The sequence below is a fragment of the Streptomyces bambusae genome, assembly GCF_019400985.1.
Classification (GTDB): Bacteria; Actinomycetota; Actinomycetes; order Streptomycetales; family Streptomycetaceae; genus Streptomyces; species Streptomyces bambusae_A.
In genome coordinates, this window is sequence record NZ_WTFF01000057.1 from 1 (window position 1) to 22,218 (window position 22,218).

Annotated in this window: 20 protein-coding genes; 12 read left to right on the forward strand and 8 right to left on the reverse strand. The window is 73.8% G+C overall.

The genetic code is table 11. From position 1 onward, the window contains the following. Positions 1-248 precede the first annotated feature (248 nt). The 6 genes from GPJ59_RS11060 to GPJ59_RS11085 all read left to right on the forward strand — a co-directional run bounded on the left by GPJ59_RS11060 (position 249) and on the right by GPJ59_RS11085 (position 7,889). The gene (locus GPJ59_RS11060) at positions 249-2,435 is read left to right on the forward strand and encodes a bifunctional polysaccharide deacetylase/glycosyltransferase family 2 protein (protein ID WP_258024220.1); all 2,187 of its coding nucleotides are present in this window, start codon (positions 249-251) and stop codon (positions 2,433-2,435) included. 148 nt (positions 2,436-2,583) lie between these two features. Next, positions 2,584-4,071: a Y4yA family PLP-dependent enzyme gene (locus tag GPJ59_RS11065; protein WP_219666548.1), complete on the forward strand. Its 1,488-nt coding sequence runs from the start codon at positions 2,584-2,586 to the stop codon at positions 4,069-4,071. Beyond that, positions 4,068-5,387: a pyridoxal-phosphate dependent enzyme gene (locus tag GPJ59_RS11070; RefSeq protein WP_219666549.1), complete on the forward strand. Its 1,320-nt coding sequence runs from the start codon at positions 4,068-4,070 to the stop codon at positions 5,385-5,387. The genes GPJ59_RS11065 and GPJ59_RS11070 overlap by 4 nt, the downstream gene beginning before the upstream one ends. A gap of 38 nt (positions 5,388-5,425) precedes the next feature. Then, on the forward strand, positions 5,426-6,667 hold the full coding sequence (locus tag GPJ59_RS11075) for an aminotransferase class V-fold PLP-dependent enzyme (protein ID WP_219666551.1): 1,242 nt from the start codon (positions 5,426-5,428) through the stop codon (positions 6,665-6,667). A 69-nt stretch (positions 6,668-6,736) separates the two neighbouring features. Next, positions 6,737-7,501 carry a class I SAM-dependent methyltransferase gene (locus tag GPJ59_RS11080; protein ID WP_219666553.1) on the forward strand — a complete coding sequence of 255 codons (765 nt, stop codon included), beginning with the start codon at positions 6,737-6,739 and terminating at the stop codon, positions 7,499-7,501. Between the two features lie 79 nt (positions 7,502-7,580). Then, a complete protein-coding gene (locus GPJ59_RS11085; protein ID WP_219666554.1) occupies positions 7,581-7,889 on the forward strand; it encodes an acylphosphatase in 309 nt (102 codons plus the stop codon). A 140-nt stretch (positions 7,890-8,029) separates the two neighbouring features. On the opposite strand, the gene GPJ59_RS11090 is transcribed toward GPJ59_RS11085, so the two are convergent. After that, entirely contained in the window at positions 8,030-8,203 is a 174-nt protein-coding gene (locus tag GPJ59_RS11090) for a hypothetical protein (RefSeq protein WP_219666556.1), read from the reverse strand. Between the two features lie 264 nt (positions 8,204-8,467). Here GPJ59_RS11090 and GPJ59_RS11095 point away from each other — a divergent pair, with 264 nt between their 5' ends. The 4 genes from GPJ59_RS11095 (at position 8,468) to GPJ59_RS11110 (ending at position 11,232) form a co-directional block, all read left to right on the forward strand. Further along, entirely contained in the window at positions 8,468-9,304 is an 837-nt protein-coding gene (locus GPJ59_RS11095) for a helix-turn-helix domain-containing protein (protein WP_219666558.1), read from the forward strand. Positions 9,305-9,386: 82 nt separating this feature from the next. Further along, positions 9,387-9,857: a cupin domain-containing protein gene (locus GPJ59_RS11100; protein ID WP_219666559.1), complete on the forward strand. Its 471-nt coding sequence runs from the start codon at positions 9,387-9,389 to the stop codon at positions 9,855-9,857. Then, positions 9,854-10,573: an SGNH/GDSL hydrolase family protein gene (locus GPJ59_RS11105; RefSeq protein ID WP_219666561.1), complete on the forward strand. Its 720-nt coding sequence runs from the start codon at positions 9,854-9,856 to the stop codon at positions 10,571-10,573. Before GPJ59_RS11100 ends, GPJ59_RS11105 begins: the two co-directional genes overlap by 4 nt. Positions 10,574-10,758: 185 nt before the next feature. Continuing rightward, a complete protein-coding gene (locus GPJ59_RS11110) occupies positions 10,759-11,232 on the forward strand; it encodes a hypothetical protein (protein ID WP_219666563.1) in 474 nt (157 codons plus the stop codon). On the opposite strand, the gene GPJ59_RS11115 is transcribed toward GPJ59_RS11110, so the two are convergent. From GPJ59_RS11115 to GPJ59_RS11140, 6 genes are all read right to left on the reverse strand, one after another. Then, positions 11,222-12,643: a chloride channel protein gene (locus GPJ59_RS11115; RefSeq protein WP_219666567.1), complete on the reverse strand. Its 1,422-nt coding sequence runs from the start codon at positions 12,641-12,643 to the stop codon at positions 11,222-11,224. The genes GPJ59_RS11110 and GPJ59_RS11115 overlap by 11 nt on opposite strands. A gap of 128 nt (positions 12,644-12,771) precedes the next feature. Continuing rightward, positions 12,772-13,662 carry an STM4011 family radical SAM protein gene (locus GPJ59_RS11120; protein WP_219666573.1) on the reverse strand — a complete coding sequence of 297 codons (891 nt, stop codon included), beginning with the start codon at positions 13,660-13,662 and terminating at the stop codon, positions 12,772-12,774. A 5-nt stretch (positions 13,663-13,667) separates the two neighbouring features. After that, positions 13,668-15,095 (reverse strand): STM4012 family radical SAM protein, encoded by a 1,428-nt coding sequence (locus GPJ59_RS11125; protein WP_219666575.1) that lies wholly within the window; start codon positions 15,093-15,095, stop codon positions 13,668-13,670. After that, positions 15,092-15,898, reverse strand: a complete 807-nt coding sequence (locus GPJ59_RS11130; protein WP_219666610.1) for an STM4013/SEN3800 family hydrolase — start codon at positions 15,896-15,898, stop codon at positions 15,092-15,094. The genes GPJ59_RS11125 and GPJ59_RS11130 overlap by 4 nt, the downstream gene beginning before the upstream one ends. A 239-nt stretch (positions 15,899-16,137) precedes the next feature. Continuing rightward, on the reverse strand, positions 16,138-17,271 hold the full coding sequence (locus GPJ59_RS11135; protein ID WP_219666577.1) for an STM4014 family protein: 1,134 nt from the start codon (positions 17,269-17,271) through the stop codon (positions 16,138-16,140). A 10-nt stretch (positions 17,272-17,281) separates the two neighbouring features. Beyond that, positions 17,282-18,241, reverse strand: coding sequence for an STM4015 family protein (locus GPJ59_RS11140; protein WP_219666579.1), 960 nt, complete (start codon positions 18,239-18,241; stop codon positions 17,282-17,284). Positions 18,242-18,437: 196 nt separating this feature from the next. Here GPJ59_RS11140 and GPJ59_RS11145 point away from each other — a divergent pair, with 196 nt between their 5' ends. Together GPJ59_RS11145 and GPJ59_RS11150 are read left to right on the forward strand one after the other, a co-directional pair. Then, complete coding sequence (locus GPJ59_RS11145) at positions 18,438-18,767, forward strand: hypothetical protein (RefSeq protein WP_219666581.1); 330 nt, start codon at positions 18,438-18,440, stop codon at positions 18,765-18,767. 169 nt (positions 18,768-18,936) lie between these two features. Then, on the forward strand, positions 18,937-19,959 hold the full coding sequence (locus tag GPJ59_RS11150) for a DUF6745 domain-containing protein (protein ID WP_219666582.1): 1,023 nt from the start codon (positions 18,937-18,939) through the stop codon (positions 19,957-19,959). Positions 19,960-20,134: 175 nt separating this feature from the next. On the opposite strand, the gene GPJ59_RS11155 is transcribed toward GPJ59_RS11150, so the two are convergent. Beyond that, positions 20,135-22,084: a serine/threonine-protein kinase gene (locus tag GPJ59_RS11155; RefSeq protein ID WP_219666589.1), complete on the reverse strand. Its 1,950-nt coding sequence runs from the start codon at positions 22,082-22,084 to the stop codon at positions 20,135-20,137. Positions 22,085-22,218 lie beyond the last annotated feature (134 nt).

Genomic DNA, 22,218 nt, shown 5'->3' on the forward strand with positions numbered 1-22,218 from the left:
GGCGGCACCTCGGCGCCCACCACCGGCCCGGGTCCGACGAAGGCCCCCGGCAGCGCGGCCCCGTCGCCCCCCGGTGCGGGACACGGCCGCAACACCGACCCGCCGGGCCAGGGCGGCGGCAAGCCGACCCGCCCGTAGGGCACGGCGCCGCACGGCGCGACCGGCAGAGCCCCACGGGCACAGCGCCGACGCAGACACAGACGCAGACGTACGGCACCGCACACCGCAGCAGGCAGGAACACCGCCCCTTGTCGAAGAACCGCCGCCGCCGATCCCGAGGCAGGCACAGCCCCGTCCGCAACGTCCCGCTGCGCACCCACTGGCTGCTGCTGACCACCCTGGTGCTCACGCTCTCCGCGGCCCTGCTCCTCCAGGGCTACACCCAGCACCTCTTCGACACCCGGCCCGACGGGATCCCCCGCGAACGGCGCGCGGCGACGTCCGTACCGGCGCAGGTCAGCTCCGGCGGGCCGGTGATCGACGGCGCCGCCGCCCGGACCGCCACTCCGGCGGACCGCACGATCGCCCTGACCTTCGACGACGGCCCCGACCCGGTCTGGACACCGAAGATCCTCGACGTGCTCCGGCGCCACGACGTCCGCGCCACCTTCTTCACCGTCGGCAACCGGGTCGCCGAGAACCCCGGCCTCGCCCGCCGGATCGTCGAGGACGGCCACCAGATCGGCCTGCACAGCTTCACCCACACCGACCTCGGCTCGGCGTCCCGCTGGCGGCGCTCCCTGGAACTGCGCCAGACCCAGCTCGTCGTCGCCGGCGCCACCGGCGTCACCACCCCGCTGCTGCGGCCGCCGTACTCCTCCAGCAGCGCGGCGCTCACCGACGCGGACTGGGACGCCGTTCGCCAAGCCGGACAGGACGGGTACCTGACCGTCCTGACGACCCGGGACAGCGAGGACTGGCGCCGCCCGGGTGCCGGGCAGATCGTCGCGAACGCCACCCCGAAGGGCTCCGGCGGGGAGATCGTGCTGCTGCACGACGCGGGCGGGGACCGCGCGCAGACCGTCGCCGCGCTCGAACAGCTCGTGCCGCGGCTGAAGGCGGGCGGCTGGCGGTTCACCACCGTCGGACAGGCGGTCTCCCTGCCGCGGACCACGCAGCCGGCCGCGACCTCGGACCGCCTGCAGGGCCTCGCCCTGATCACCGCGATCCGCGGCGGCGACGCGGTGCTGGAGGCCCTCTCCTGGCTGCTGTGGGGCGCGGGCGCGGTCAGCCTGCTGCGGGCGGTCGCCGTCGTCGTCGCGGCCCGCCGCCACGTACGGATGCGCCGCAGGCCGTGGGGTGCTCCGGTCACCGCGCCCGTGAGCGTCATCGTCCCCGCCTACAACGAGAGCGCGGGCATCGAGGCCGCCGTCCGCTCCCTGGTGGCCTCCGACCACCCCGTGGAGGTCATCGTCGTCGACGACGGCTCCACGGACGGCACGGCCGACCTCGTCGAGGCCCTCCGGCTGCCCGGTGTGCGCGTCATCCGGCAGCAGAACGCGGGAAAGCCTGCCGCCCTGAACACCGGCATCGCCGCGGCCTCGTACGACCTGCTGGTCATGGTCGACGGCGACACCGTCTTCGAGCCCGACGCCGTCCGCATGATCGTCCAGCCCTTCGCGCACCGCCGGGTGGGCGCCGTCTCCGGCAACGCGAAGGTGGTCAACCGCGGCGGCCTGCTCGGGCGCTGGCAGCACATCGAGTACGTCGTCGGTTTCAACCTCGACCGCCGCCTGTTCGACCTGGCCGAGTGCATGCCCACGGTCCCCGGCGCCGTCGGCGCGTTCCGGCGCGAGGCGCTGCTGCGTGTCGGCGGGGTCAGCGGCACCACCCTGGCCGAGGACACCGATCTCACGATGGCCCTGTGCCGGGACGGCTGGCGCGTGGTCTACGAGGAGCGCGCCAAGGCCTGGACCGAGGCGCCGGCCACGCTCGGCGCCCTGTGGAAGCAGCGCTACCGCTGGTGCTACGGAACCCTGCAGGCGATGTGGAAGCACCGGGGCGCCCTCACCCAGCGCGGGCAGGCCGGCAAACTCGGCAGGCGCGGGCTGGTCTACCTGCTGACCTTCCAGGTCCTGCTGCCCCTGCTGGCACCGGTGGTGGACATCTTCGCCGTCTACGGCCTCGTCTTCCTCGACCCGGTGCGCATCCTCGGCCTGTGGACGGCGTTCCTGGTGCTCCAGGTCCTGATGGGGCTGTACGCCTTCCACCTCGACGACGAGCGCCCGGGACCGCTGTGGAGCCTGCCCCTGCAGCAGTTCGTCCACCGCCAGCTCATGTACCTCGTCGTCATCCAGTCCGTCTTCACCGCCGTCGCCGGCTCGCGCCTGCGCTGGCAGCGGATGGAGCGCTACGGCAGCCTCCGGATGCCGGTGGACCCGGCCGGCCAGGTCCCCCCGGCCCGGGTCGAGCCGCACCAGGAGGCGCACCGCTGAGCCGCTGAACCGCCCCGATCCGGCCGAACCGGGCCCGCAACCCCGGACTGGCCCTGGAGACCTGGCGTGAAAGACCCGATGATGGGCAGAGCTGTACGAGCGAGCGCCAGTGCCGGTCCGGATTCCTCGTCGGGGAGGAACAGCTGGGATGAGTGACGCCCCTCTGTACGGCGAAGCCCCTCTGCACCTCGAACCACGCCTCGACCGGCGGCCGGCCGCGCTGCTGCGGTCGGCCGCGTTCCTGCACACGCTGGTGGACGCCCTGGGGTCGCCGCTCAACGTGCTGCTGCCGCAGCAGATCGCGGACAACGCCGAGGGCTTCGACGCGGTCCTGCGGCGCCACCGGCTGACCGGCAGGCTGTACTTCGCGCACAAGGCGAACCGGTCCAGCGCCCTCGTCCGCCGTCTGACCACCACCGGCGCCGGTCTCGACGCGGCCTCCCTCGGCGAGTTGCAGCACGCCCTCGCCTCGGGGTTCACGGCCGACCGGATCATGGCGACCGGGCCGAAGGAACCGGAGTTCCTCTGGCTCGCCGCACGCTGCGGGGTGATCGTGAACGCCGACGGGCCCGGGGAGCTCGCGGCGGCGGCCAGGCTGGTCAGGGCTTGCGGACTGGCGCCGCTGCGGGTGCTGTTGCGGCTGTCGGAGTTCGAGAGCTCCGGCGCCCGGATGCTCTCCCGGCGCAGCCGCTTCGGCACCCCGGTCAAGGAGCTGGGCGGACTCCTCGACGTACTGGAGCGCTACCGGGACGCCCTGGAGCCCGTGGGCGTCGGGTACCACCTCGACACCGTCGGCCTCGACGAGAAGGCCACGGCGCTGGAGGGCTGCCTGCGCGCCGCGGACGAGCTGCGGATCCGGGGATTCCGGCCGTTCGCGGTCGACGTGGGCGGCGGCTTCGGCGTGAACTACCTGGCGCACGCGGCCCAGTGGGAGCGGTACACGGCCGAGCTCACCCAGGCGGTGCTGGGCCGGCGGGCGCCACTGAGCTGGGGCGGGTACGGCTACGGGCTCCGGGCGGAGAACGGCGTGCTCCGGGGGTCGCTCGGACTGTACCCGGCCCACCGCCCGGTGGCCGGGCCCGCTTACCTGGACGAGCTGCTGTCCCGGCCCGCGCCCGGCCTCGGCCGCCCGCTGGGCACGCTCCTGCTGGAGTCCCTGTGCGAGCTGTACGCCGAGCCCGGCAGGGCCCTGGTGGACCAGTGCGGGATCACCCTGGGCCGGGTCGTGGAGGTGCGCGACTCCGGCTGCGGCGAGCCGTACCTGGTGCGGCTGGCCATGAACGCCCGCGACGTCAGCCTGGAGGAGCACGGCGTCCTGCTGGACCCCGTGCCCGTGCCCCGCGACCGGGGCGGGGAGCCGGCGGGCGGCGCCGTCGGTGTCCATCTCGTGGGCAACCTGTGCCTGGAGTCCGACCTGATCACCCGCCGGACGGTGTTCCTGCCGGCCCTGCCGCGCCCCGGCGACCTGCTCGCGTTCGCCAACACCGCCGGATACTGCATGGACTTCACCGCCACCCGGGCCCAACAGCAGCCCGAGGCACGCAAGGTGGCCGTCTGGGAGGAGGGGGGATCCTGGCGCTGGCGCCTGGACGAGGAGTACTGGCCGCTCGACGAAACGGGGGAACAGCAGGCGTGAGGTACGACTCCATCACCGAGGCCATCGGCAACACCCCGCTGGTGCGCATCGATCCGGCGGTGCACGGACTGCGCCACATCGACCTCTACGCCAAGCTGGAGATGCTCAATCCGTTCGGCTCCCTGAAGGACCGGGCCGCCTGGAACATGGTGCGCCCGGGCCTGGCCGGCGCCGCCGCCCGGGGCGAGACGGTGGTCGAGCTCTCCAGCGGCAACACCGCCAAGGCCCTGGCCCTGATTGCCGGCCTGCACGGACTGCCGTTCAAGAGCGTGACCAACCGCATGCGCATCCCGGAGGTCAAGGACCTGCTCCTGCTGCTCGGCGCCGAGATCGAGGAACTGCCCGGGCAGAGCGAGTGCCTGGACCCGACCGACACCGACGACCCGCTGACCCGCTTCCACCAGGAGCTGGCCCGCCCCGGCAGCTCCCACCTGCACACCGACCAGTACTTCAACCCCTTGAACGCCGAGGCGCACGCCCGGGGCACCGGCCCGGAGATCATCGCCGATCTGGACGGCCGTGCCCCCGACTGGTTCATCACCTGTGTGGGCACGGCCGGTTCGTCCACCGGGGTCGCCTCGGCGCTGCGCGCCCACGACCCCTCCGTGCGGGTCGTCGGGCTGGTGGGGCAGAAGTCCGACTTCATCCCGGGGATCAGGACCCTGGACGAGGTGCAGGAGGTCGGCCTGTTCGACCCGGCCGTGTACGACACGATCGAGGGCGTGGGCGCGGACGAGGCGGTGGAGGGGATGGTGATCCTGCTGCGCCGCTGCGGGCTGCTGTCCGGGCCGACGGGCGGGGCCGCGTACTACGGGGCGGTGCGCCATCTTCGGCCCCTGGACGAGGAGTTGACGGAGCGGCGGACGGCCGTCTTCATCGTCTGCGACCGGGTCGAGAGCTATCTGGGCTATGTGCGCCGCATCCGTCCGGAGCTGCTGGGCCGGCCCCCGGCGCGCAACTCGGTCGCCACCCTGACCGAGGCCGAGGTGCGGGCGGCGCCGTCCGTCGGCGTCGAGGCGGCGCGGGCGTGGATCGCCACGGGGCAGCCGCTCGTGGTCGACCTGCGCGGGCCCTTCGCGTACGGGGCGCTGCACATCGACGGCTCGGTCAACATCGTGGACGAGCTGTTCGACGAACTCGTCCGCGGCGGGCTGCCGTTCAGCAGGAGCACACCCGTGCTACTGGCCTGCCCGGTCGGGGAGCAGTCCGCCCGGTACGCGGCGCTGCTGACCCGGATGGGCCATCCGGACGTGCGGAGCCTGGCCGGCGGGATCATCGCCTGGCGGGACGCGGGCGCGCCTCTGGTACGCGACTGACATGGGAGCTTGACATGGGAGCCGGCACGGGAGCCGACATGACAGGTGCGGACGTCGCGGCGGGCCCGGCCCACCGCCTGACCGATCCCGCCGGGGAGCTCGCCCGGCTGGCCGCGTGGCAGTCCCCGCTGCGCGCGCAGTTCCCCATCCTGGCCGGGCCGCCGGGGCCGGCATACCTGGACAGCGCGGCCACCGCGCAGAAGCCGCAGGCGGTCCTGGACGCCGTGGGGATCTACCTGACCACGGCCAACGCCAACTCCGGCCGCGGTTCGTACCCGTGGGCCAACACCACGACGGCGCTGGTCGAGGGCGCCCGCGACCGGGTCAAGGCCTTCCTCGGCGACCCGGACCCGGACCGGTCCCGCGTGCACTTCACGAGCGGCACCTCGGAGGGGCTGCGGACCGTGGCCCGGGACTGGCTGCCCGCCCTGCTCCGCGACGGCGACGAGATCTTCGTCCCGTACGAGGACCACGAGGCGAACCTGGCGCCCTGGCTGGAGGCCCGCGACCTGCTGGCCCGGCAGGGGGTGCGGATCCGGGTGCGCGCGCTGCCGTACCAGGCTTCCTCCGGCGACTACGATGCGCGGCTCCTCGCCGAACTCGCCGGCCCCCGCACGCGGTTCGTGGCCGCCACCCACGTCCACCACGTGTACGGCGCCGACATGAACGTGCACCGGCTGCGCGAGGCGGTCGGACCGGACGCGGTCATCTGCCTGGACGCCGCGCAGAGCGTCGGGCACCAGCAGGTGTCCCTGGCCGGCCTGGACGTGGACTTCCTGGCCTTCTCCGGCCACAAGGCCCTCGCGCTGCCGGGGACCGGAGCGGTGTGGGCGCGCGGTGCGCGCGGCCCGGCGTTCCGCCCCGGCGGCTGGGAGGGCACCCCGAACACCGCCGGGGTGGCCGGCCTGGTGGCGGCCCTGGACTGGCTGGAGGAGGCGGGGCCGGACCGGATCGCCCGCTGGACGACCGCGCTCACGGCCCTGCTCACCGACGCCCTGTCCCGGATGCCGGCAGCCTACGAGGTCCTGGGCTGCCGGACCAGCCTCGCGGCCGGCTCCGAGGTGCAGCGCAGGGGCAGCATCGTGACCTTCCGGCACCGCGGGATCAGCGCCCAGGACCTGGGGTTCGTCCTGTACAGCCGCGGCTTCATGGTGCGTTCGGACGGCCACTGCCAGGCCGGCCGGAGTGTACGGGAGACCTCGGTGCGTGTCAGCGTCCACGTCTACAACACGCTCGAAGAGATGGAGGGATTGGTCGACACCCTCGCCGATCTGCAATGATTTTCAAAAGCACAAACAGTCCCACGACAGCCCGGAAGACGGCTCGAACGCCATGTACACGAGCACGCCATGCACCTGAACACCGTGACCGCCGCCCGCTGGGTCGAGCGCTGGGAGTGCCAGCAGCAGCGGTACGCGGTCGACCGCGAGGAGCGGTTCACCGTCATCGCGGACGTGGTCGAGCACATCACGCTCGGCACACCCGCCCCGTTGGTCCTCGACCTGGGCAGCGGGCCGGGCTCGCTGGCCGCCCGGCTGACCGCCCGGCTGCCCGACGACGCCGAGGTGCTCGCCGTGGACGCCGACCCGCTCCTGCTGGAGCTGGGCCGGGCGCACTACGGCGGGAAGTCGCGGCTGCGCTTCGCCGAGGCGCTGATCGGCGCGCCCGGGTGGCTCGACGGCCTCGGCCTGGACCGGCCGGTGGACGCCGCCGTCTCCACCACGGCCCTGCACTACCTGGGCGCGGAGGCACTGCGGGCGGCGTACCGGGACCTCGCCGAGCGGCTGCGGCCGGGCGGCGTCCTCGTCAACGGCGACCACATCGGCCTGACGTCCCCCCGGATCCAGTCCCTGGCCCTCGAGCTCGACGCCCGGCACGCGGAGCGGCACCTGGCCGCCGCGCACGAGGACTGGCAGTCCTGGTGGTCCGGGGCCGCAGCCGACCCCGACCTCGCCGCCGTCCTCGCCCGCCGGGGCGAGCGCGGCCACCCGCCCTGCGAGACGGCGGACCTCTGTGTCCGCGGCCACGTCCGGCTGCTGCGCGAGGCAGGCTTCGCGGACGTGGGCGTGGTCTGGCAGTTCGGCACGAGCCAGGTGCTGGTGGCCGTACGCTGACCGGGCCGCGGGGCGGCGCGGCCGACACCCCGGGCCCGGTCGGCCCGGCGCCGGCCGCGGCGGGCCGTATGGTCGGGGCATGGCGAGGAAGCACGTGATCGTGTCCGGCAGGGTCCAAGGGGTGTTCTTCCGCGACTCGTGCCGGACCACGGCCCTGGCGCACGGGGTGTCCGGCTGGGTACGCAACCTGCCCGGCGGCGAGGTCGAAGCGGTGTTCGAGGGCGAGGAGGAGGCCGTCGCGTCGATGGTGCGCTGGGCGCGCACGGGACCGCCGGCGGCCGAGGTCCGCGGGATCGACGTACGGGACGAACCGTCGGGGCCGTCGGAGTCGGAGCACTTCAGCGGCTTCGAGGTACTCCCGACACCGTGGGACCAACCGCGGTTCTGAAGCGGGATCGGCGAAGTCCGGTGCGGTACCGCACCCCGTCAGGGGCGCGGGGCTGTCCGCATATGCGGCTCCGCCGCGTGGGCAGGCACGACCAGCCCCCACCGGCCCGCGGTTCCATCACCGCATTTCCGGCGGAGCGCTCAGCTCTCGCGTTCCGCGAGGATGCGGTCGGCGGCGAGGTGAGGACAGTCGGCCGTGTGCCAGGTCACGGACAGGGACCGCTCCCCGATGCAGACGGTGCGCACCCCGCCGTCGGCCGGGCCGGCCTTGCAGTAGGAGCAGGTGACGGTGGTGGGACGCAGCACATCGAACACGGCCCCGTCTCCCTTCCCTCGACGCGAACGGCACCGTACAACTCCACAACTATCAAATCCGGCACGATCCGGACCTGTTACCCACAAGTATGGTCGGCTTTCAACAGCCGGGAATCGGTTGCACGGGGTCCGTGCGCGCCCGTTCGCCGCATCAGGGGTGTGACCGAGATACGCACCAAAGGGGCAACTCACCAGCCGCAAACGGCGGTGATCAGTCCTTGGACGGTGATCTTCCTGGGCTGGGCGGCTCGTACACTGACGAAAATGGAGGACCACACGCCTACCGGGATCGGTGCACGTCCGGCGCCCGTCTTGCGGCCGTACGTCGACTCGTATGTCGGCTTCGACCTCCGCGGGCTCCCGACGGGGGTGCACTGCGGCCCGCCGAGCCGCGCGCTCACTGCGGTGATCAGCCTGTCAGATCCTCTGGAGGTGGCGGCGGGCGTTGACGACGGGTCACCGGTCAGCCGATTCGGCAGCGTGGCCGGCGGTCTGATGTGCCGGTCCGTCGCGATTCACCACGACGGACGCCAGCAAGGTGTTCAGGTATCGCTGACGCCGCTCGGGGCCCGGGCCATCTACGGCATGCCCGCCGCCGAGCTCGCCCACCGACTGGTCCCACTTGACGAGCTTCTCGGAGCGCTTGCCGTCGAGCTGGTCGACCGGCTCCGATCGGCGACAACATGGGCGGCGCGGTTCACCGCGCTGGACGAATTGCTCCTCCGAGCTGTCGGCCGTGGCGCCTGCGGCGAGCATGTGCGCTGGATGCGCCCCGAGGTGGCCGAGGCATGGCGCCGCCTCGTCGCCGCGCGGGGGTGCGTCCAGGTTGGTGCGGTCGCCGCGGAACTCGGCTGGAGCCGTCGGTACCTCACCGAGCGGTTTCGCGGTGAGGTGGGCCTGTCGCCGAAGACCTTCGCCCGAGTCTTGCGCTTCGAGCACGCGCACGAACTGGCGGCGGCGCGGGACCCGCTCCCGTGGGGCGATGTGGCAGCCGTCTCGGGCTACGCCGACCAGGCCCATCTCGTCCGGGACTGGCGCGAGTTCACGGGCCGATCGCCGACGGCCTGGCGTCGCGGTGAAGTCCTCCTCGGAGCCGGGTAGCCGCCGGCCGTCTGCCCGTCGCGTCGGCTTCTCTTCCCTTTTCTTCAAGACCGCCCGATCGCTGTCGTGGACGATCGTCGGCATGAGACTCGTCAACCACGAACGCAATGCCATGGACCTGCGGACCACCCCCGTGCACCTCGGACTGGGATCGAGAGCGAAACCCGTCGAGGGCTTCACCTGGGACCCGGAGGTGCTCCAGGCCTACAGCGCCGCGGTCGCGGCAGACGGCGCCGAGGGCCGAATGGTGATGATCTTCGACGGCGACGGACTCGGCGACCACTGGGAGAGCCACCCTGCAGGCGACGAACTGGTCGTTTGCCTCAGCGGGTCCGTGACGGTCACCCGCGACGTGGGCGGGGTCCCCGACCGCGTTCTGCTCGGGCCGGGCGAGGCCACCATCAACCCGGCCGGGGTATGGCACGTGGTCGACATGGAGGGGCCGACGTCCATCCTGGCCATCACTGCGACCCTCGGCACCGACCACCGTCGACGGACCGACACCCGCCCGACCGAACGCGTCGGCACGCCCGGTCCGGAGGAAGCTCGGTGACGACACGCATCGCGTGCCTCGGCGACAGCCTCACCCGCGCGCAGTTCAGCGTCGACTACCTGGATCTTCTCCGGCGACGCCACCCTCCCGGTGACGTGCAGCTCGCCCGTTTCGGCGCCAACGGCGACTTCGCCTACAACCTCTTGCAGCGCCTCGATGCTGTCGTCAGGAACCCACCCGATGTGATCACCGTGTTGATCGGGACCAACGACGCCCGGGCGAGCCTTGCCGGCTACCCCGTCGAGCAGGCCATGAAGCGCAAGCAGCTCCCCGATCGCCCGTCGGCCGGCTGGTTCCAACAGTGCCTGGGAGCCGTCGTCGCACGGCTGCGAGCGGAGACCGACGCGACGATCGGTCTGCTGTCGCTACCGGTACTCGGCCAACAACTCGACGGAGCAGCGGCACAGGCATCGCAGGCGTACAGCCGGATGATCGCCGATGTCGCTGCCACCAACGAGGTGGCCTACCTTCCGCTCCACGAACGCCAGATCGAGGAACTGCGCCGAGCGGACCCGCCGCCGATTCCATACCGGGAGGTGACGCCCGCAGCGGCCGTCGGCGTCCTCGTCGAGCACGCAGTGCTGCGCCGCAGCCTCGACACGATCTCGAGGCGGCGAGGTCTCGTGCTCACGACCGACCACATCCACCAGAACAGCCGCGGCGCCAGCCTCATCGCTGAGGTCATCGACGCCGGTCTGCTGACCCGGAGCGCGTAGCTGGTTCCGGCGCCCGGCCGGTCGATGCCGTCTACCGCGCGGAGGTGGCATCCGATCCAGGCGGTCACGGGGCTCTGCCGCTGCACGCCCCCGTCACGCCCGGCCCCGCCGGAGTCGCGGCGGGGTACGGCCGAACGGATAATCGTGGTGTACGAGCACAGGGAACCCATCGAGGGAACACCGCCATGGTCACGTTCGAGGCGGAAATACCCGTATCGGGATACGGGGCGGGGCAGTCGGACTTCGGTACCTTGTTGGACACGCTGTCGCAGGGGGCGCAGGACACGGTCCGCCAGGAGATCGCCGACCGGGCCGCCAACGCCGAGGAGTTCGAGGGCCAGTTCTTCGTCGTCACCGTCGTCGGCCATTCCGACCGGGACGACACACCGGGGCTGACGCCCGAACAGCGGCGGGAGAGCGAGCGGTCCGCCGCCAGGAAGCGCGCCGACAGCGCGGTGGAGTGGTTGTTCCAGGAGATCCGTAAGCGCCTCCTGATATCGGGGCTCACCCCGCCGGCCACCTTGCGCGACTTCAAGCGGACCTCGATCTTCACGGCCGTCGCGGGCGCCGCCGACCTGGAGTTCAGGGTGCCCGCGAGTGAGGCGGAGCGGAAGGACAACCGGCGGGTGGTGTTCCTGGTCGCGCACTTCATGCCCTGACCGCCGGGGGCTTCGCGGTCTCCATGAGCGGGACCGCCGGGCCGTCCGGGAGGAGTTCGGTGGTCACGAACGCGACCACGGCGGCCAGGATCACCACCGGGATCATGGCCGAGCTGCCGAGCACCAGGATCACCAGCACGACCCCGCTGACGGGCAGTCGCATCGCGCTCGTGACGGCCGCGGCCATGCCGGCCGCGATCCCCGCCGTGACGCCCAGGCCCGGCAGCGGCGCCAGGAGGACGCCGGCCGCGGCTCCGAGGAACAGGGCCGGGAAGATCGGGCCGCCGCGCAGGCTCCCCAGGCACAGCGCGTAGCCGATGCCCTTCCAGAGCAGGACGGCGAGGAGGGCGCCCACGCTCCATGCGTGCGGATCCGCGACCAGCTGGGCCAGGGTGGCCTGGCCCGAGGAGGCCACGTCCGCGGGAGAGCGGTCGGTGGTCAGGGCGTAGACGGCCGCGCACACTCCGGCGGCCAGCGCGCAGAGCGTCGTGACGGGCACGGGCCGCCGGACGACCCGGACGGCGGCGAGGCGGCCGCCGTACTGGATGAGGTGGATGCAGAGGGCCAGGACCACGGCGATGACGACCGACCAGACCACGTCACCGGCGTCCAGTGGGACGTGCGCGCCGTCCGGCGGGCCGGACTTCAGTGACAGGCCGCCTACCTCCAGACCGGTCCACCGGCCGAAGCCGGTGAACACCAGGGAGCCGATGCCGCTCGACAGGAGGGCGGGCAGGATGACGGCGAACAGCCGGGGCCCGCCCACGCCCGCCATCTCCATGAGCAGCACGGCGGCGACGGCCGGATTACCGAAGATCGTGGCGACCGCCGCGGCGGCACCGGCGGCGCCCAGCAGCACGGCGCTCTGCGGTGTCTCCAGCGATCCCGTCAGATGCCGGAAGGCGAGCGCGAGGCCGCCGCCCATCGCGATGAGGGGGGCCTCGGGGCCGAGGACGGCGCCGAGCGGCAGGCTGAAGACCGCCGCCAGGACCACCCCGGGCAGGGCCGCCGCTCCCGGACCGCCCGCGTGCAGGCCGGCGGCGGGGATGTGCCCTCCGGCGCCGGGAAAGTGGCTGACGATCAGGCCGACGCACACGCCCGCGACGAGCAGCATCGGAAGCGGCCACCACCACGGAGCCGTGTCGTACCCGAAGGCGTGCGGGAAGTCCTCCCACACCCAGTTCTCCAGGGCGTGGAGCCCGGAGAGGAACCAGAACGCGGCCAGCGAGACCGGGATGCCGAGGAGCCCGCAGAACACGAGCGTCTTGAGGTACCCGGGGCTGCGCAGCAGTTCGCGGAGCTTGTCGGCCTCCTCGGGCTGGGTGGCCTGCGTGCGTGCGGGCGGGGCTCCGGGTTGCGGGCCCGGCCGGCCGGGCCCGGGATCCGGGCCGGGCTGGGTCGGCTGCGTCATGGGGCCGCTCCTTCCCACCACGCCGTCCCCACGGATGTTGCCGGTGCTGCGCGTCAGCCGACGTCCCTCCCCTCCACCATTCCAGCACCGCACCCGCTCCTTCGCACATCCGGGAGCGGGACGGCGGCTCAGGGCGCGGGGCGTCGGCTCAGGGTGAGGGGCGTCGGCTCAGGTGCGGCGGGGATGCGTTCGAGGACTCCGCCGGCGAACACGTCGTACAGCGGGAGCGTCTCCAGGTGGACGTATCCGATGTGGCAGTCGCAGACGGACAGCGGACAGGGGCGCGGGGCGAGCGCCGCCCGGTACGAGCCGTCGTAGAGGTTGCCCAGCTCGGTGCGGACGAAGTGGCAGCGGCGGACCGTGCCGTCACCGTCCACGGAGACGACCGACTCACCGGTACGGCAGGGCAGACCGGCCGAGCGGTGCGGGTGGCGGCTGTACGGGAAGAGGGGGTCGAGGGCGGTCCAGGCCGCCGCCTCCTCGTCCGTGTAGGTGTGGCCCTCGGCGGCGTTGACCCAGAGGTACACGTGGCCGGGGAGCTCGGCGCGCAGCCGTCGGGCGTGCGCCAGGTTCCCGGGCAGGCCGACGATGCCGACGCTGTGGCGGACGCCCCGGTCGGCGAGGTCCCGCACCTTCGCCAGGAACCGCTCGTACGGCGTCTGTCCGGGGTGGTACGTGCACCACAGCGCCACGGTGGCGGGGTCGGCCTCCGCGAGCCAGTCGGTGCGGCAGCTGAGGTTGGTCTGGATGGCGACGCGCTCGACGTGCGGCTGGTGCGACAGCTCGACCAGGGCGCGCCGGTACCAGGAGCGGACCAGTCCCTCGCCCCACGGTGTGAACAGGACGGACAGCCGGTCGCCGGTCCGGGCGGGCCCGGCGGCCCAGCCCGTGAACCGTTCGAGGGCCGCCCGGTCGGCCCGCAGCCGGCCGGGGGTGTCGCGGCGCTTGGCGAAGGGGCAGTACGGACAGTCGTAGTCGCAGGAGGCGAGCGGGCCGCGGTAGAGGATCGTCAGGTCCACGGCGGCTACTTGGGCTCGTAGGCGGCCATCGCCGCCCGGACGGCGGGCGAGAAGAGTTCGGGGCCGAGGGCGTCGGAGTGGGCGAGTCCTTCCGGGGTGAGGCGCAGGAGCGGTCCGGCGCCGCCGTCGTGGAGCCAGCCGCGGTCGGCGAAGGCGGCGAGTTCGGCGGGGAAGTCCTCGTGCGGGCCGGTCCCGAACCGGTCGCGGTAGTCGGCGACCGGCATGCCCTGCGCCTGGAGCAGGGACTGCAGGAGGTGGCGGCGGCGTGCCTCGTCGCCGGTGACGTACCGGCCGTGCACGGCCCGGCCGAAGTCGGGCGTCGCCGTCCAGTCGTCGATGATCCTGCGTATCTCGCCCATGTCGACGGCGTAGTCGAAGGAGTAGTGGAGGGCGGAGGTGTAGGAGCGGGCTCCGCAGCCGAGGCCGATCATCCCGTCGGTCTGGCAGGCATGGTCGTCGGGTCCCTGCGGGGCCGCCCCGGCGCGGCGGAACATGCGCATCGAGACCTGCTCGTAGCCCTGCGCGAGGAGGTGGTCGCGGCCGCGGCGGTAGAGGTCCAGGCGCTGTTCGTCCCACGCGCGGTCGGTGTGGGCGGTGCGCCGGGCCAGGCCGGTGAGGGGGCGGACGTACAGGGGGTAGAGGTAGAGCTCCTCGGGCTGCCAGGCGAGCGCGGCGTCGAGAGAGGTGCGCCAGCTGGCGGGGGTCTGGCCGTCGATGCCGTAGATGAGGTCGATGTTGAGGACGGGGATGCGGGCGTCCCGGATCCGGCCGAGCGCGGCTTCGACGTCGGCGCGGCGCTGGGGTCGTACGGCGGCGCGGGCCTCCTCGTCCACGAAGCTCTGCACGCCGATGCTGAGGCGGGTCGTGCCGCGCTCGGCGAGGACCGCGAGGCGGTCGGCGGTGGCGGTGGCGGGCGAGGCCTCGACGGAGAGCGGAATGGCGCGCAGGTCGGCGCCCATGCGGTGCTCGGCGATGTCGCAGAGCCGGTTCAGCTCGTCGGCCGTCAGGAAGGTGGGGGTGCCGCCGCCGAAGGCGGCATTGGCGAAGCGCACCGGGCCGGTGCCGGTCTCACCGGCCTCGTCGGTCTTGTCGGTCTTGTCGGCCTCGCCGGCCTTGTCGGCCCCGTCGTCGAGGGCCTCGCGGACCGCGGCGGCCTGGCGGTCGAGGGCGTCGAGGTAGCGGCCGGTGAGGCCGTCGGGGGCACCGATCCGGGTGAAGAGGTTGCAGAAGCCGCAGCGGACCTCGCAGAACGGTATGTGGAGGTAGAGCGAGAGCGCGTCCTTGCGCTCGCCGCGCCACAGGTCGCGCAGGGCGGGGCGGCCGGGCAGCGGCTCGTAGGCGGTCTTGTGGGGGTAGGCGTAGACGTAGCTCTGGTACGGGCGCACCGCGGGAGCCGTCACGGGCAGGGGCACGGCGGGGGCGGGGGCGGTCATGCGGACGGCTCCAGGAAGAAGTGGGCGTACGGCACGGTCCACACGGCCTCGTGGGCCAGGCGGTGGCCGGTGTAGCCGTCGTCGCCGTAGGTCGTGCCGTGGTCCGAGCAGACCACGGCGAAGCAGCGGCGGCGCGAGCTCATCGCGGCGAAGAGGCGGCCGATGTGCCGGTCGACGTACTCGAGGGCGGCGGCGTGGCTGGCGCGGGTGTCCCCGGCCTCCCGGGTGGCACCGGGGAGGTGGAACCAGTTGGGCTGGTGCAGGGCGGAGACGTTGAGGAAGAGGAACAGCCGCCGGTCCGCCGGCAGGTCGGCGACGACCTGCTCGGCCCGCTCGACCTGGGCCTCGAAGGAGGTGGGGGACGCCACGCCGAACCCCGGTTCCCAGTGGCTCTCCTGGAACATCCCGGGCAGTACGCCACCCAGCGCGCCCTGCTTGTTGAAGAAGCCGACGCCGCCGACGCACACGGTGCGGTAGCCGGCCGCGGCCAGGCCGGACACCAGGTCCGGGGTGTCGAAGACGTAGGTGCGGCCTGCGGTCGTCTCGCTGCCGGCGAACCGCGCCGCGAACAGCCGCGGGTGCGGTCCGGGGGTGGCGGGCGTGGGCAGGAACCCGGCGAACATCGCCTGGTGGGAGGCGTAGGTGAAGCTGCCGGGGGCGTGCCGCTTCTCCCAGGCGCCGCCGGGCAGGTGGCGGGCGAGGTTCGGGATGCGCCCGGCGGCGGCCAGTTCGGCGGCGACGTCGTGGCGCAGGGTGTCCAGCGTGAGCAGGAGCAGGTCGTCGCGGCCGACGACCTCGTTCATGTCGGGCGCCTCGTCGACGGCTGGCGGTGGGGCGGTCTCAGGCGGATGCACGGTGGTTCCTCGGGTGGTGGTGCTCGTGGTGCGGGCGTTGCTCGTGTGTGGGTCGTGCTCGTGGTGTGGGCTGTGCCTGTGGTGCGGGTGATGCTCGTGGTGCAGGCGGTACTTGTGGTGCAGGTGCAGGGCAGGTGCAGTGCCCGTGCCGTACGTACGCAGGTGGGGGCGCTGCTCATGGGTGGTGCTCATGGGTGGTGCCCGGGGTGCGGGCGGTGGTGCCCGTGGCGTGCGTACGCGGGTGCTGCGGCGACCTGGGCCGCGTAGGTGTCCGCGCCCTCGGCTCCGCTGCCGGGCAGCCCGGTGAGGCCGGGCAGCAGGTCGCCGAAGGCGTTGACCTCGGCGACGGCGAACCGGCGCCAGCCGACCGCGGGGAGCAGGTCGACGCCGACGCACAGGGTGCCGGGGAAGCAGGCCGCGGCCCGCTCGCAGATCCGCAGGGCCTCGGCCCAGTGGGGGCCGGCCGCCTCGACCGCGGCCGCGAGGTCGCCGCGCCGGCCGCCGAGGTGGAGGTTGGTCATCGGCGAGCGGCTGGTGCGGACGACGGCATGGGTGGCCCGGCCGGCCACGACGACGACCCGCAGGTCCGCCGCCGCGCCGCCGCCGAGGGACGCCTTGGGCCACCAGCGCTCCAGGTGCAGTCCGTCGGGGGCGAGGGCGTCGACCAGGGCGGCGGCCTCCCGCTCCGCGGTGATGCGGCGCAGCCGCAAGGAGTTGTGGAGGCTTCCGTCCTGGGCCGTCTCCACGGAGGTGGTCGCCCGGAACCGCCCCCGGCCGGCCGTCTCGACGGCGACCACGCCGGACGCGGAGGACCCGTGGGCGGGTTTGACGAAGGCACGCGGCATCCCGTGCGCCTCCATCAGGGCCCGTACGTCGTCCCAGCCGCGCACCGGAGTGCCGCCGCCGGAGGTCGGGGACTGCGGGACGGGTACGCCGGCGCGGTCCAGGGCGCGGTGGCAGAGCCGCTTGTCGAAGAGCACGGCGAGCTCGTCGGGGTCGTCGAGGCGCACTCCGCCGCCGAGGGTGGCAACGGCGGCGGTGAAGCGTGCGTACCACCGGGCTCCGCCCTCCACCCGGGTCGGGTCGTCCAGGCCGCGCAGGGCCCGGTCGACCTCGGCGTTCTCCCCGGGCGAGTCGAGCCGTACGAGCTCGTCGGCGGCGAACTCGGCGCCGCCGTCACGCAGGACGGCCGCCCAGGGCACGACGCGGGGCGCCGGGAGCCCGGCGTCGCGGACTGCCCGGGCGAACAGGCCGACGCGCCGGTTCTCCGGGTTGCCGACGACCGCCCAGCGCCGCGGTGCGTGCCACCGATGCTCCGTCATGGCCGCCGCGCTACTCGCCGACGGCGACGAAGCGCCAGACGCGGCCGTCCCACTCGTCCTCGTCGGCGTGGCCCCGGTCCAGGTCGAGGCTGACCCCGGCGGTGCCCAGGACGTCCCGGAAGCGCTCCCGCAGGGGCTCGCTGAGGTAGTTGTGGTGGAGGTCGAGGCTGGTGAGGTGGGTGAGCGGCTGGCCGCCGAGCAGCGCTGTCGCGCCCTCGTCGGTGAGGACGCCCATGGACAGGTCGAGGGTCTCCAGGCGGGCGACGACCGGCGCGGAGCCGACGGCGGCGGCAATCTCGTCCTGTATCTCGGAGTTACGCAGGGCCAGGTGACGCAGGCTCGGCAGGCGCTCCCCGGCCAGGACGGGGGCCAGGTCGGAGAGCGCGCTGTCGCCGCCGTACTCGCTGGTGCCGAGCCACAGGTCGAGGTGCTCCAGGGCGGGCAGGTCGGCGGCGGCGACGGACCGTACGAACCCGGCGGGCAGGCCGCCGGTCTCGACGGTCAGGGAGCGCAGCCGGCTGTGGGCGGCGGTGCTGAAGTGCAGCCCGCTGCCGCCGCGGACGCCGAACTCCTCCAGCTCGGGGAAGTTGTCGAGGAGCGGGCCGACGTCCGCCTGGGTGATCCAGGAGATCTCGCACTCCTCGGACTCCATGTCCCCGAGGAACAGCGCCCGCAGGGCGGGGAGCCGGGGGCCGGCGTCGACGAGGGCCGCGATGATCCGCCCCGGTCCGCTCTCGTACGCCTCCTCCCACGCGCCGACGACGATCGCGCGGACCCGGGTGGTGTCGACGGCGGCGGTGAACCGCGCGAACGCCTCGGTCCACTCCTCCTCGCTGTCGTAGGTGTCGGAGGAGATCCGCCATGCGACGGCGTCGGCCTCGGGCAGCCGGGTCGTGCCTTCGTCCTCGGGGCCGGGGAAGTCGAAGACGGGCAGCCCGTACGACTCCTTCAGGTGGCTCGCATAGCTCATGGGTCTTCGCCGTTCCTCGCCTCGCGTCGCGTCCGGTGCGCCGCCCGGTGCGTGCGGCGTCCGATGTGCTGCAAGTTGTAGCAAGGACCACTGACAACGCCTGCGGCAGGGCCGGTCGAAGGCCGTTGTCAGACCCTTCTCCTACCGTCGGAATCGACGCGGCGCACCGGGCGGCCGTATCGGGAAGGGGAGAGGTATGTACCGGCAGGGGGACGTTCTCATCGTGCCGATCGAGGAGTCGGCGGTGCCGCCGCACATCGGTGAGGCGCCGCAGGAGGCGCGGGACGGGCGGGGCCGGCTGGTGCTGGCGCTGGGCGAGGTGACCGGGCACGCGCACGCCGTGGTGGGACCGGGCCGTCTGGTGCGGGAGTCGGGTCCGTCGGCCGGGCCGATGTGGCTCCACCTCCCGGACGGCGGGCGGGTGGTGCACGAGGAGCATGCCGCGATCCCGCTGCCCAAGGGCTGGTACCGGGTGGTGCGCCAGCGGGAGTACGTGCCGGGCGCGGTGCGGCTGGTGGCGGACTGAGCGGGCGGCGGGACCGAGGGCCGGGGACCGAGGGCCGGGGACCGGGACCGGCGAGGACCGGCGAGGACCGGCGGGGACCGGCGGGGACCGGCGGGGACCGGCGGGGACCGGCGGGGACCGGCGGGGACCGGCGGGGACGGAAAGCACGGGAGCAGTGAGGGACATGGGGATGAACGACGTCGACGTGTGGCGGGCGGCCGCGGCCGCCACCGGGCCCGCGCGCCGTGAGGCCGCGGAGGCCGGGGTGCGGCTCGCCTACCGGGAGGCCGGGCTCGCTGAGCCGGAGCACATCGTGTGGGCCGACTCGCCCCGGGAGGCGCTGGAGCTGCTGAGGGCCGCCGACGGGCCGTGGGGGCAGGGCGTCCGGGGGCGCAGTGTGCGCGAGGCGGTGCGCAGCGCGCCGTGGGCGGCCGAGCGGGCCCGGCTGCAGGAGCGGCTCGGCCCGCAGGGCTGGGGCCGCAGGTGGCACGCGACGGGCGGCCGGCTGTGGGAGAGCACGGGGCTGCTGGTGGACCGCATACGTGCCGGGCTCGTCGCGGAGTCGGCGGCGGAGCCGGCCGAGGAGGCGGAGGTCCGGCTGCTGCTCCTGGACGCGGTGCTCGGCCAGCACGACGCGGCCTGGCTGTGCGCGTTCGACACGCAGGAGGGCACGCCGCTGCGCGGACTGGCCGAGGTGGCCGGTTCGGCGGGCTGGTGGTGGCCGTACGAGCGGCTGGCCGTGGTGTGCGAGCGTCCGGTGGAGCTGCACCGGGACGAGGCGGGCCGGCTGGACCGCGGTGACGGTCCCGCGCTCGCCTTCCCGGACGGTTTCGCGCTGTACGCGTGGCGCGGCATGCCGGTGCCCGCCGAGTTCCCGGCGGAGCTGGCCGCGCTGACGCCGGAGCGGATCCTGGCGGAGGACAACGCCGAGCTGCGCCGGGTGATGCTGGAGCACTACGGCTACGAGCGCTATCTGCGCGAGTCGGGCGCCGAGCCGATGCACCGGGACGAGGCGGGGGTGCTGTGGCGGCTGCCCCTGCCGGACGACGAGGACGTGGTGATGGTGGAGGTGGTCAACTCCACGCCGGAGCCGGACGGGACCAGCCGTACGTACTGGCTGCGGGTGCCGCCGGACACGCGGACCCCGAGGCAGGGCGTGGCCTGGACATTCGGCCTGGGCGAGGAGGCGTACGCACCGCTGCGGGAGACGTGACGGCCTGCGACATCGCCGGGTGCGGCGCGCAGCGCTGCCGTCGCGTCCGGGTCGCCGGTGAGGCACACGGCCAGGGTTGTCGGAGGTGCCGGCGGCGTCTTCGAACCGGTCGGGGTACTACGGCCGGTGCCGGGCCGGCGACAGTGGTACCTCGCCGGCCCGGCCGCCGGCGGCGTCAGCGGGTGGCGGAGCCCGCTGCGGCGTTGCGCCAGACCGTCGCGTCCAGCGTGAGGTAGGTGCTCGGGGAGTCCTCCGGGGAGAAGCCGCGGACCGTGATCAGGCCGATGTGGCCGGTTCCCGTGGTCAGGCAGATCTGGCGGCCGGTGCCCAGCTTGTTGACGTAGACGTTCTCCGTGAAGCGGGTCTCGGACCGGCAGGTGGCCAGCGAGCCTTCCTGGCCCGGGTCGAGGAGGGCGAAGGTGCTGCCCTGGCTCTCGGCGTCGAGGTAGCCGCCGGTGTCGTAGGAGAGCTCGTAGCCCCCGTCCTCGCCCTTCTGCGGGCGCAGCGGGTCCTCACCGAGGGTGAGGTGGTAGCCGGCGGTGAGGTTGATGCTCTTGTAGTCGGCCGGCGTCGGGTCGGGGCGGGGCCCGCCGGAGGAGGGCTTGGCCTCCTTGCTGCTGCCGGTACTGCCGCTACTGCCGGAGGAGGCGGAGGAACCGGTGTCGGTACCGGTGCCGTTGCCGTCGGCGGTGTCCTTCCCCTTGACCACGCCGTAGACGGCGGCGCCGCCGATGACGACGGCCGCGACGGCCACCGCCACCACGATCCCCACCCGGGACCGGCGGGGCCCACCCGCCCCGGGCTGGGCGGCAGCCGGGAAGGGGGGCTGCGGGTGGGGGTACCCCGGCTGCGGCTGCGGCTGGGTGTGCTGCGGCTGGGAGGGGGAGAAGTGCGTGGGCGCGTACGGGTTCGCGGGGTGGTACGGCTGCTGCGTGGCCTGCGGCGGCGCGGCCGGGGCAGTGGCAGGCGGGACTGCCGTTGCAGGCGGGACTGCCGTGGCCGGTGGGGCGGCTGCGGCCGTCGGAGGGTAGGCAGGGACGGACGGCGTGGTCGGAGCGTACGCCGGTGCGGAGGCCGGGTGGGACGGCGCGGTCGACGGGTGGGACGGCGCGGTCGGCGGGTGGGACGGCGGGGGCGGGGTCGAGCCCTGGGGCGGCAGTGCTGCGGGAGCAGGTGCGGGTGCCGGGGCCGCGGAACGGGCGGTGATCTCGGCGGTGACCGCCGCCGGCAGCCAGTCCTCGGCCCGGCGCAGCGTGGTGGCGTCGTTCGCGGACTGGCACAGGGCGATGACCTCGGCGACCGAGGGCCGGTCCGCCGGGTCCTTGGCGAGGCAGCGGGTGACGAGTTCGGAGAGCCGGGGCGGCACGCCGGACAGGTCGGGCTCCTCGTGCACGATCCGGTACAGCACCCCGTGCGAGGCGCCTTCACCGAAGGCGGGCGCGCCGGCGGCGGCGTACGCGGCGACCTGGCCCAGGGCGAAGACGTCGGTGGCGGGTCCGACCCCGCGGCCCGCGGCCTGCTCGGGCGCCATGAAGGCGGGGGTGCCGACGGCGACGCCGCTGCCGGTGAGGGAGGTCGCGTCGGCGGCGTGCGCGATGCCGAAGTCGATGACGCGCGGGCCGTCGGCGGCCAGCAGGACGTTGGACGGCTTGAGGTCGCGGTGCACGATGCTCGCGCCGTGGATCACCTGGAGCGCCTCCGCGATGCCCGCGACCAGCAGCAGCACGGTCTCGACCGGCAGGGCGCCGTGGGCGGACACGGCCGCGGCGAGCGAGGGCCCCGGCACGTACGCCGTCGCCAGCCACGGGTGCGGCCCGTCGGTGTCGGCGTCGATGACGGGCGCGGTGAACAGGCCCTGCACGCGCTGCGCGGAGCGGATCTCCTGGGCGAACCGGCGCCGGAACTCGGGGTCTTCGGCGAACTCCGGCCGGATCACCTTGATGGCGACCGGGCGACCGCCGGGGGTGTGGGAGAGGTAGACCTTGCCCATGCCGCCCGCGCCGAGCCGGGCCACGATGCGGTATCCGGCCACCATGGCGGGGTCGTCGGGGCCGAGCGGCTCGAAGTGCGCCGGCGGTTCCGTGCGGCCCGCGCCGCCCTCGGCGTCAGGATGCTGACCGTTCATCACCTTGCTAACTCCCCAGTCCCGCCCGTGCGATGCGCACCGCACCCTATCCGAATCGGGGCGGTCCGGATCCGCCGGCAGACACCGTCCGCCGCGGGCTCGGGGACGCAACCGTACAAACGAAATCAAAGCGT

Coding starts and splice junctions, on each gene's coding strand:
- GPJ59_RS11065 (WP_219666548.1), top strand. CDS start 2,584: ATGAGTGACGCCCCTCTGTACGGCGAAGCCCCTCTGCACCTCGAACCA.
- GPJ59_RS11075 (WP_219666551.1), top strand. CDS start 5,426: ATGACAGGTGCGGACGTCGCGGCGGGCCCGGCCCACCGCCTGACCGAT.
- GPJ59_RS11080 (WP_219666553.1), top strand. CDS start 6,737: ATGCACCTGAACACCGTGACCGCCGCCCGCTGGGTCGAGCGCTGGGAG.
- GPJ59_RS11085 (WP_219666554.1), top strand. CDS start 7,581: ATGGCGAGGAAGCACGTGATCGTGTCCGGCAGGGTCCAAGGGGTGTTC.
- GPJ59_RS11095 (WP_219666558.1), top strand. CDS start 8,468: ATGGAGGACCACACGCCTACCGGGATCGGTGCACGTCCGGCGCCCGTC.
- GPJ59_RS11100 (WP_219666559.1), top strand. CDS start 9,387: ATGAGACTCGTCAACCACGAACGCAATGCCATGGACCTGCGGACCACC.
- GPJ59_RS11110 (WP_219666563.1), top strand. CDS start 10,759: ATGGTCACGTTCGAGGCGGAAATACCCGTATCGGGATACGGGGCGGGG.
- GPJ59_RS11115 (WP_219666567.1), bottom strand. CDS start 12,643: ATGACGCAGCCGACCCAGCCCGGCCCGGATCCCGGGCCCGGCCGGCCG.
- GPJ59_RS11125 (WP_219666575.1), bottom strand. CDS start 15,095: ATGACCGCCCCCGCCCCCGCCGTGCCCCTGCCCGTGACGGCTCCCGCG.
- GPJ59_RS11130 (WP_219666610.1), bottom strand. CDS start 15,898: ATGAACGAGGTCGTCGGCCGCGACGACCTGCTCCTGCTCACGCTGGAC.
- GPJ59_RS11135 (WP_219666577.1), bottom strand. CDS start 17,271: ATGACGGAGCATCGGTGGCACGCACCGCGGCGCTGGGCGGTCGTCGGC.
- GPJ59_RS11140 (WP_219666579.1), bottom strand. CDS start 18,241: ATGAGCTATGCGAGCCACCTGAAGGAGTCGTACGGGCTGCCCGTCTTC.
- GPJ59_RS11145 (WP_219666581.1), top strand. CDS start 18,438: ATGTACCGGCAGGGGGACGTTCTCATCGTGCCGATCGAGGAGTCGGCG.
- GPJ59_RS11150 (WP_219666582.1), top strand. CDS start 18,937: ATGAACGACGTCGACGTGTGGCGGGCGGCCGCGGCCGCCACCGGGCCC.
- GPJ59_RS11155 (WP_219666589.1), bottom strand. CDS start 22,084: ATGAACGGTCAGCATCCTGACGCCGAGGGCGGCGCGGGCCGCACGGAA.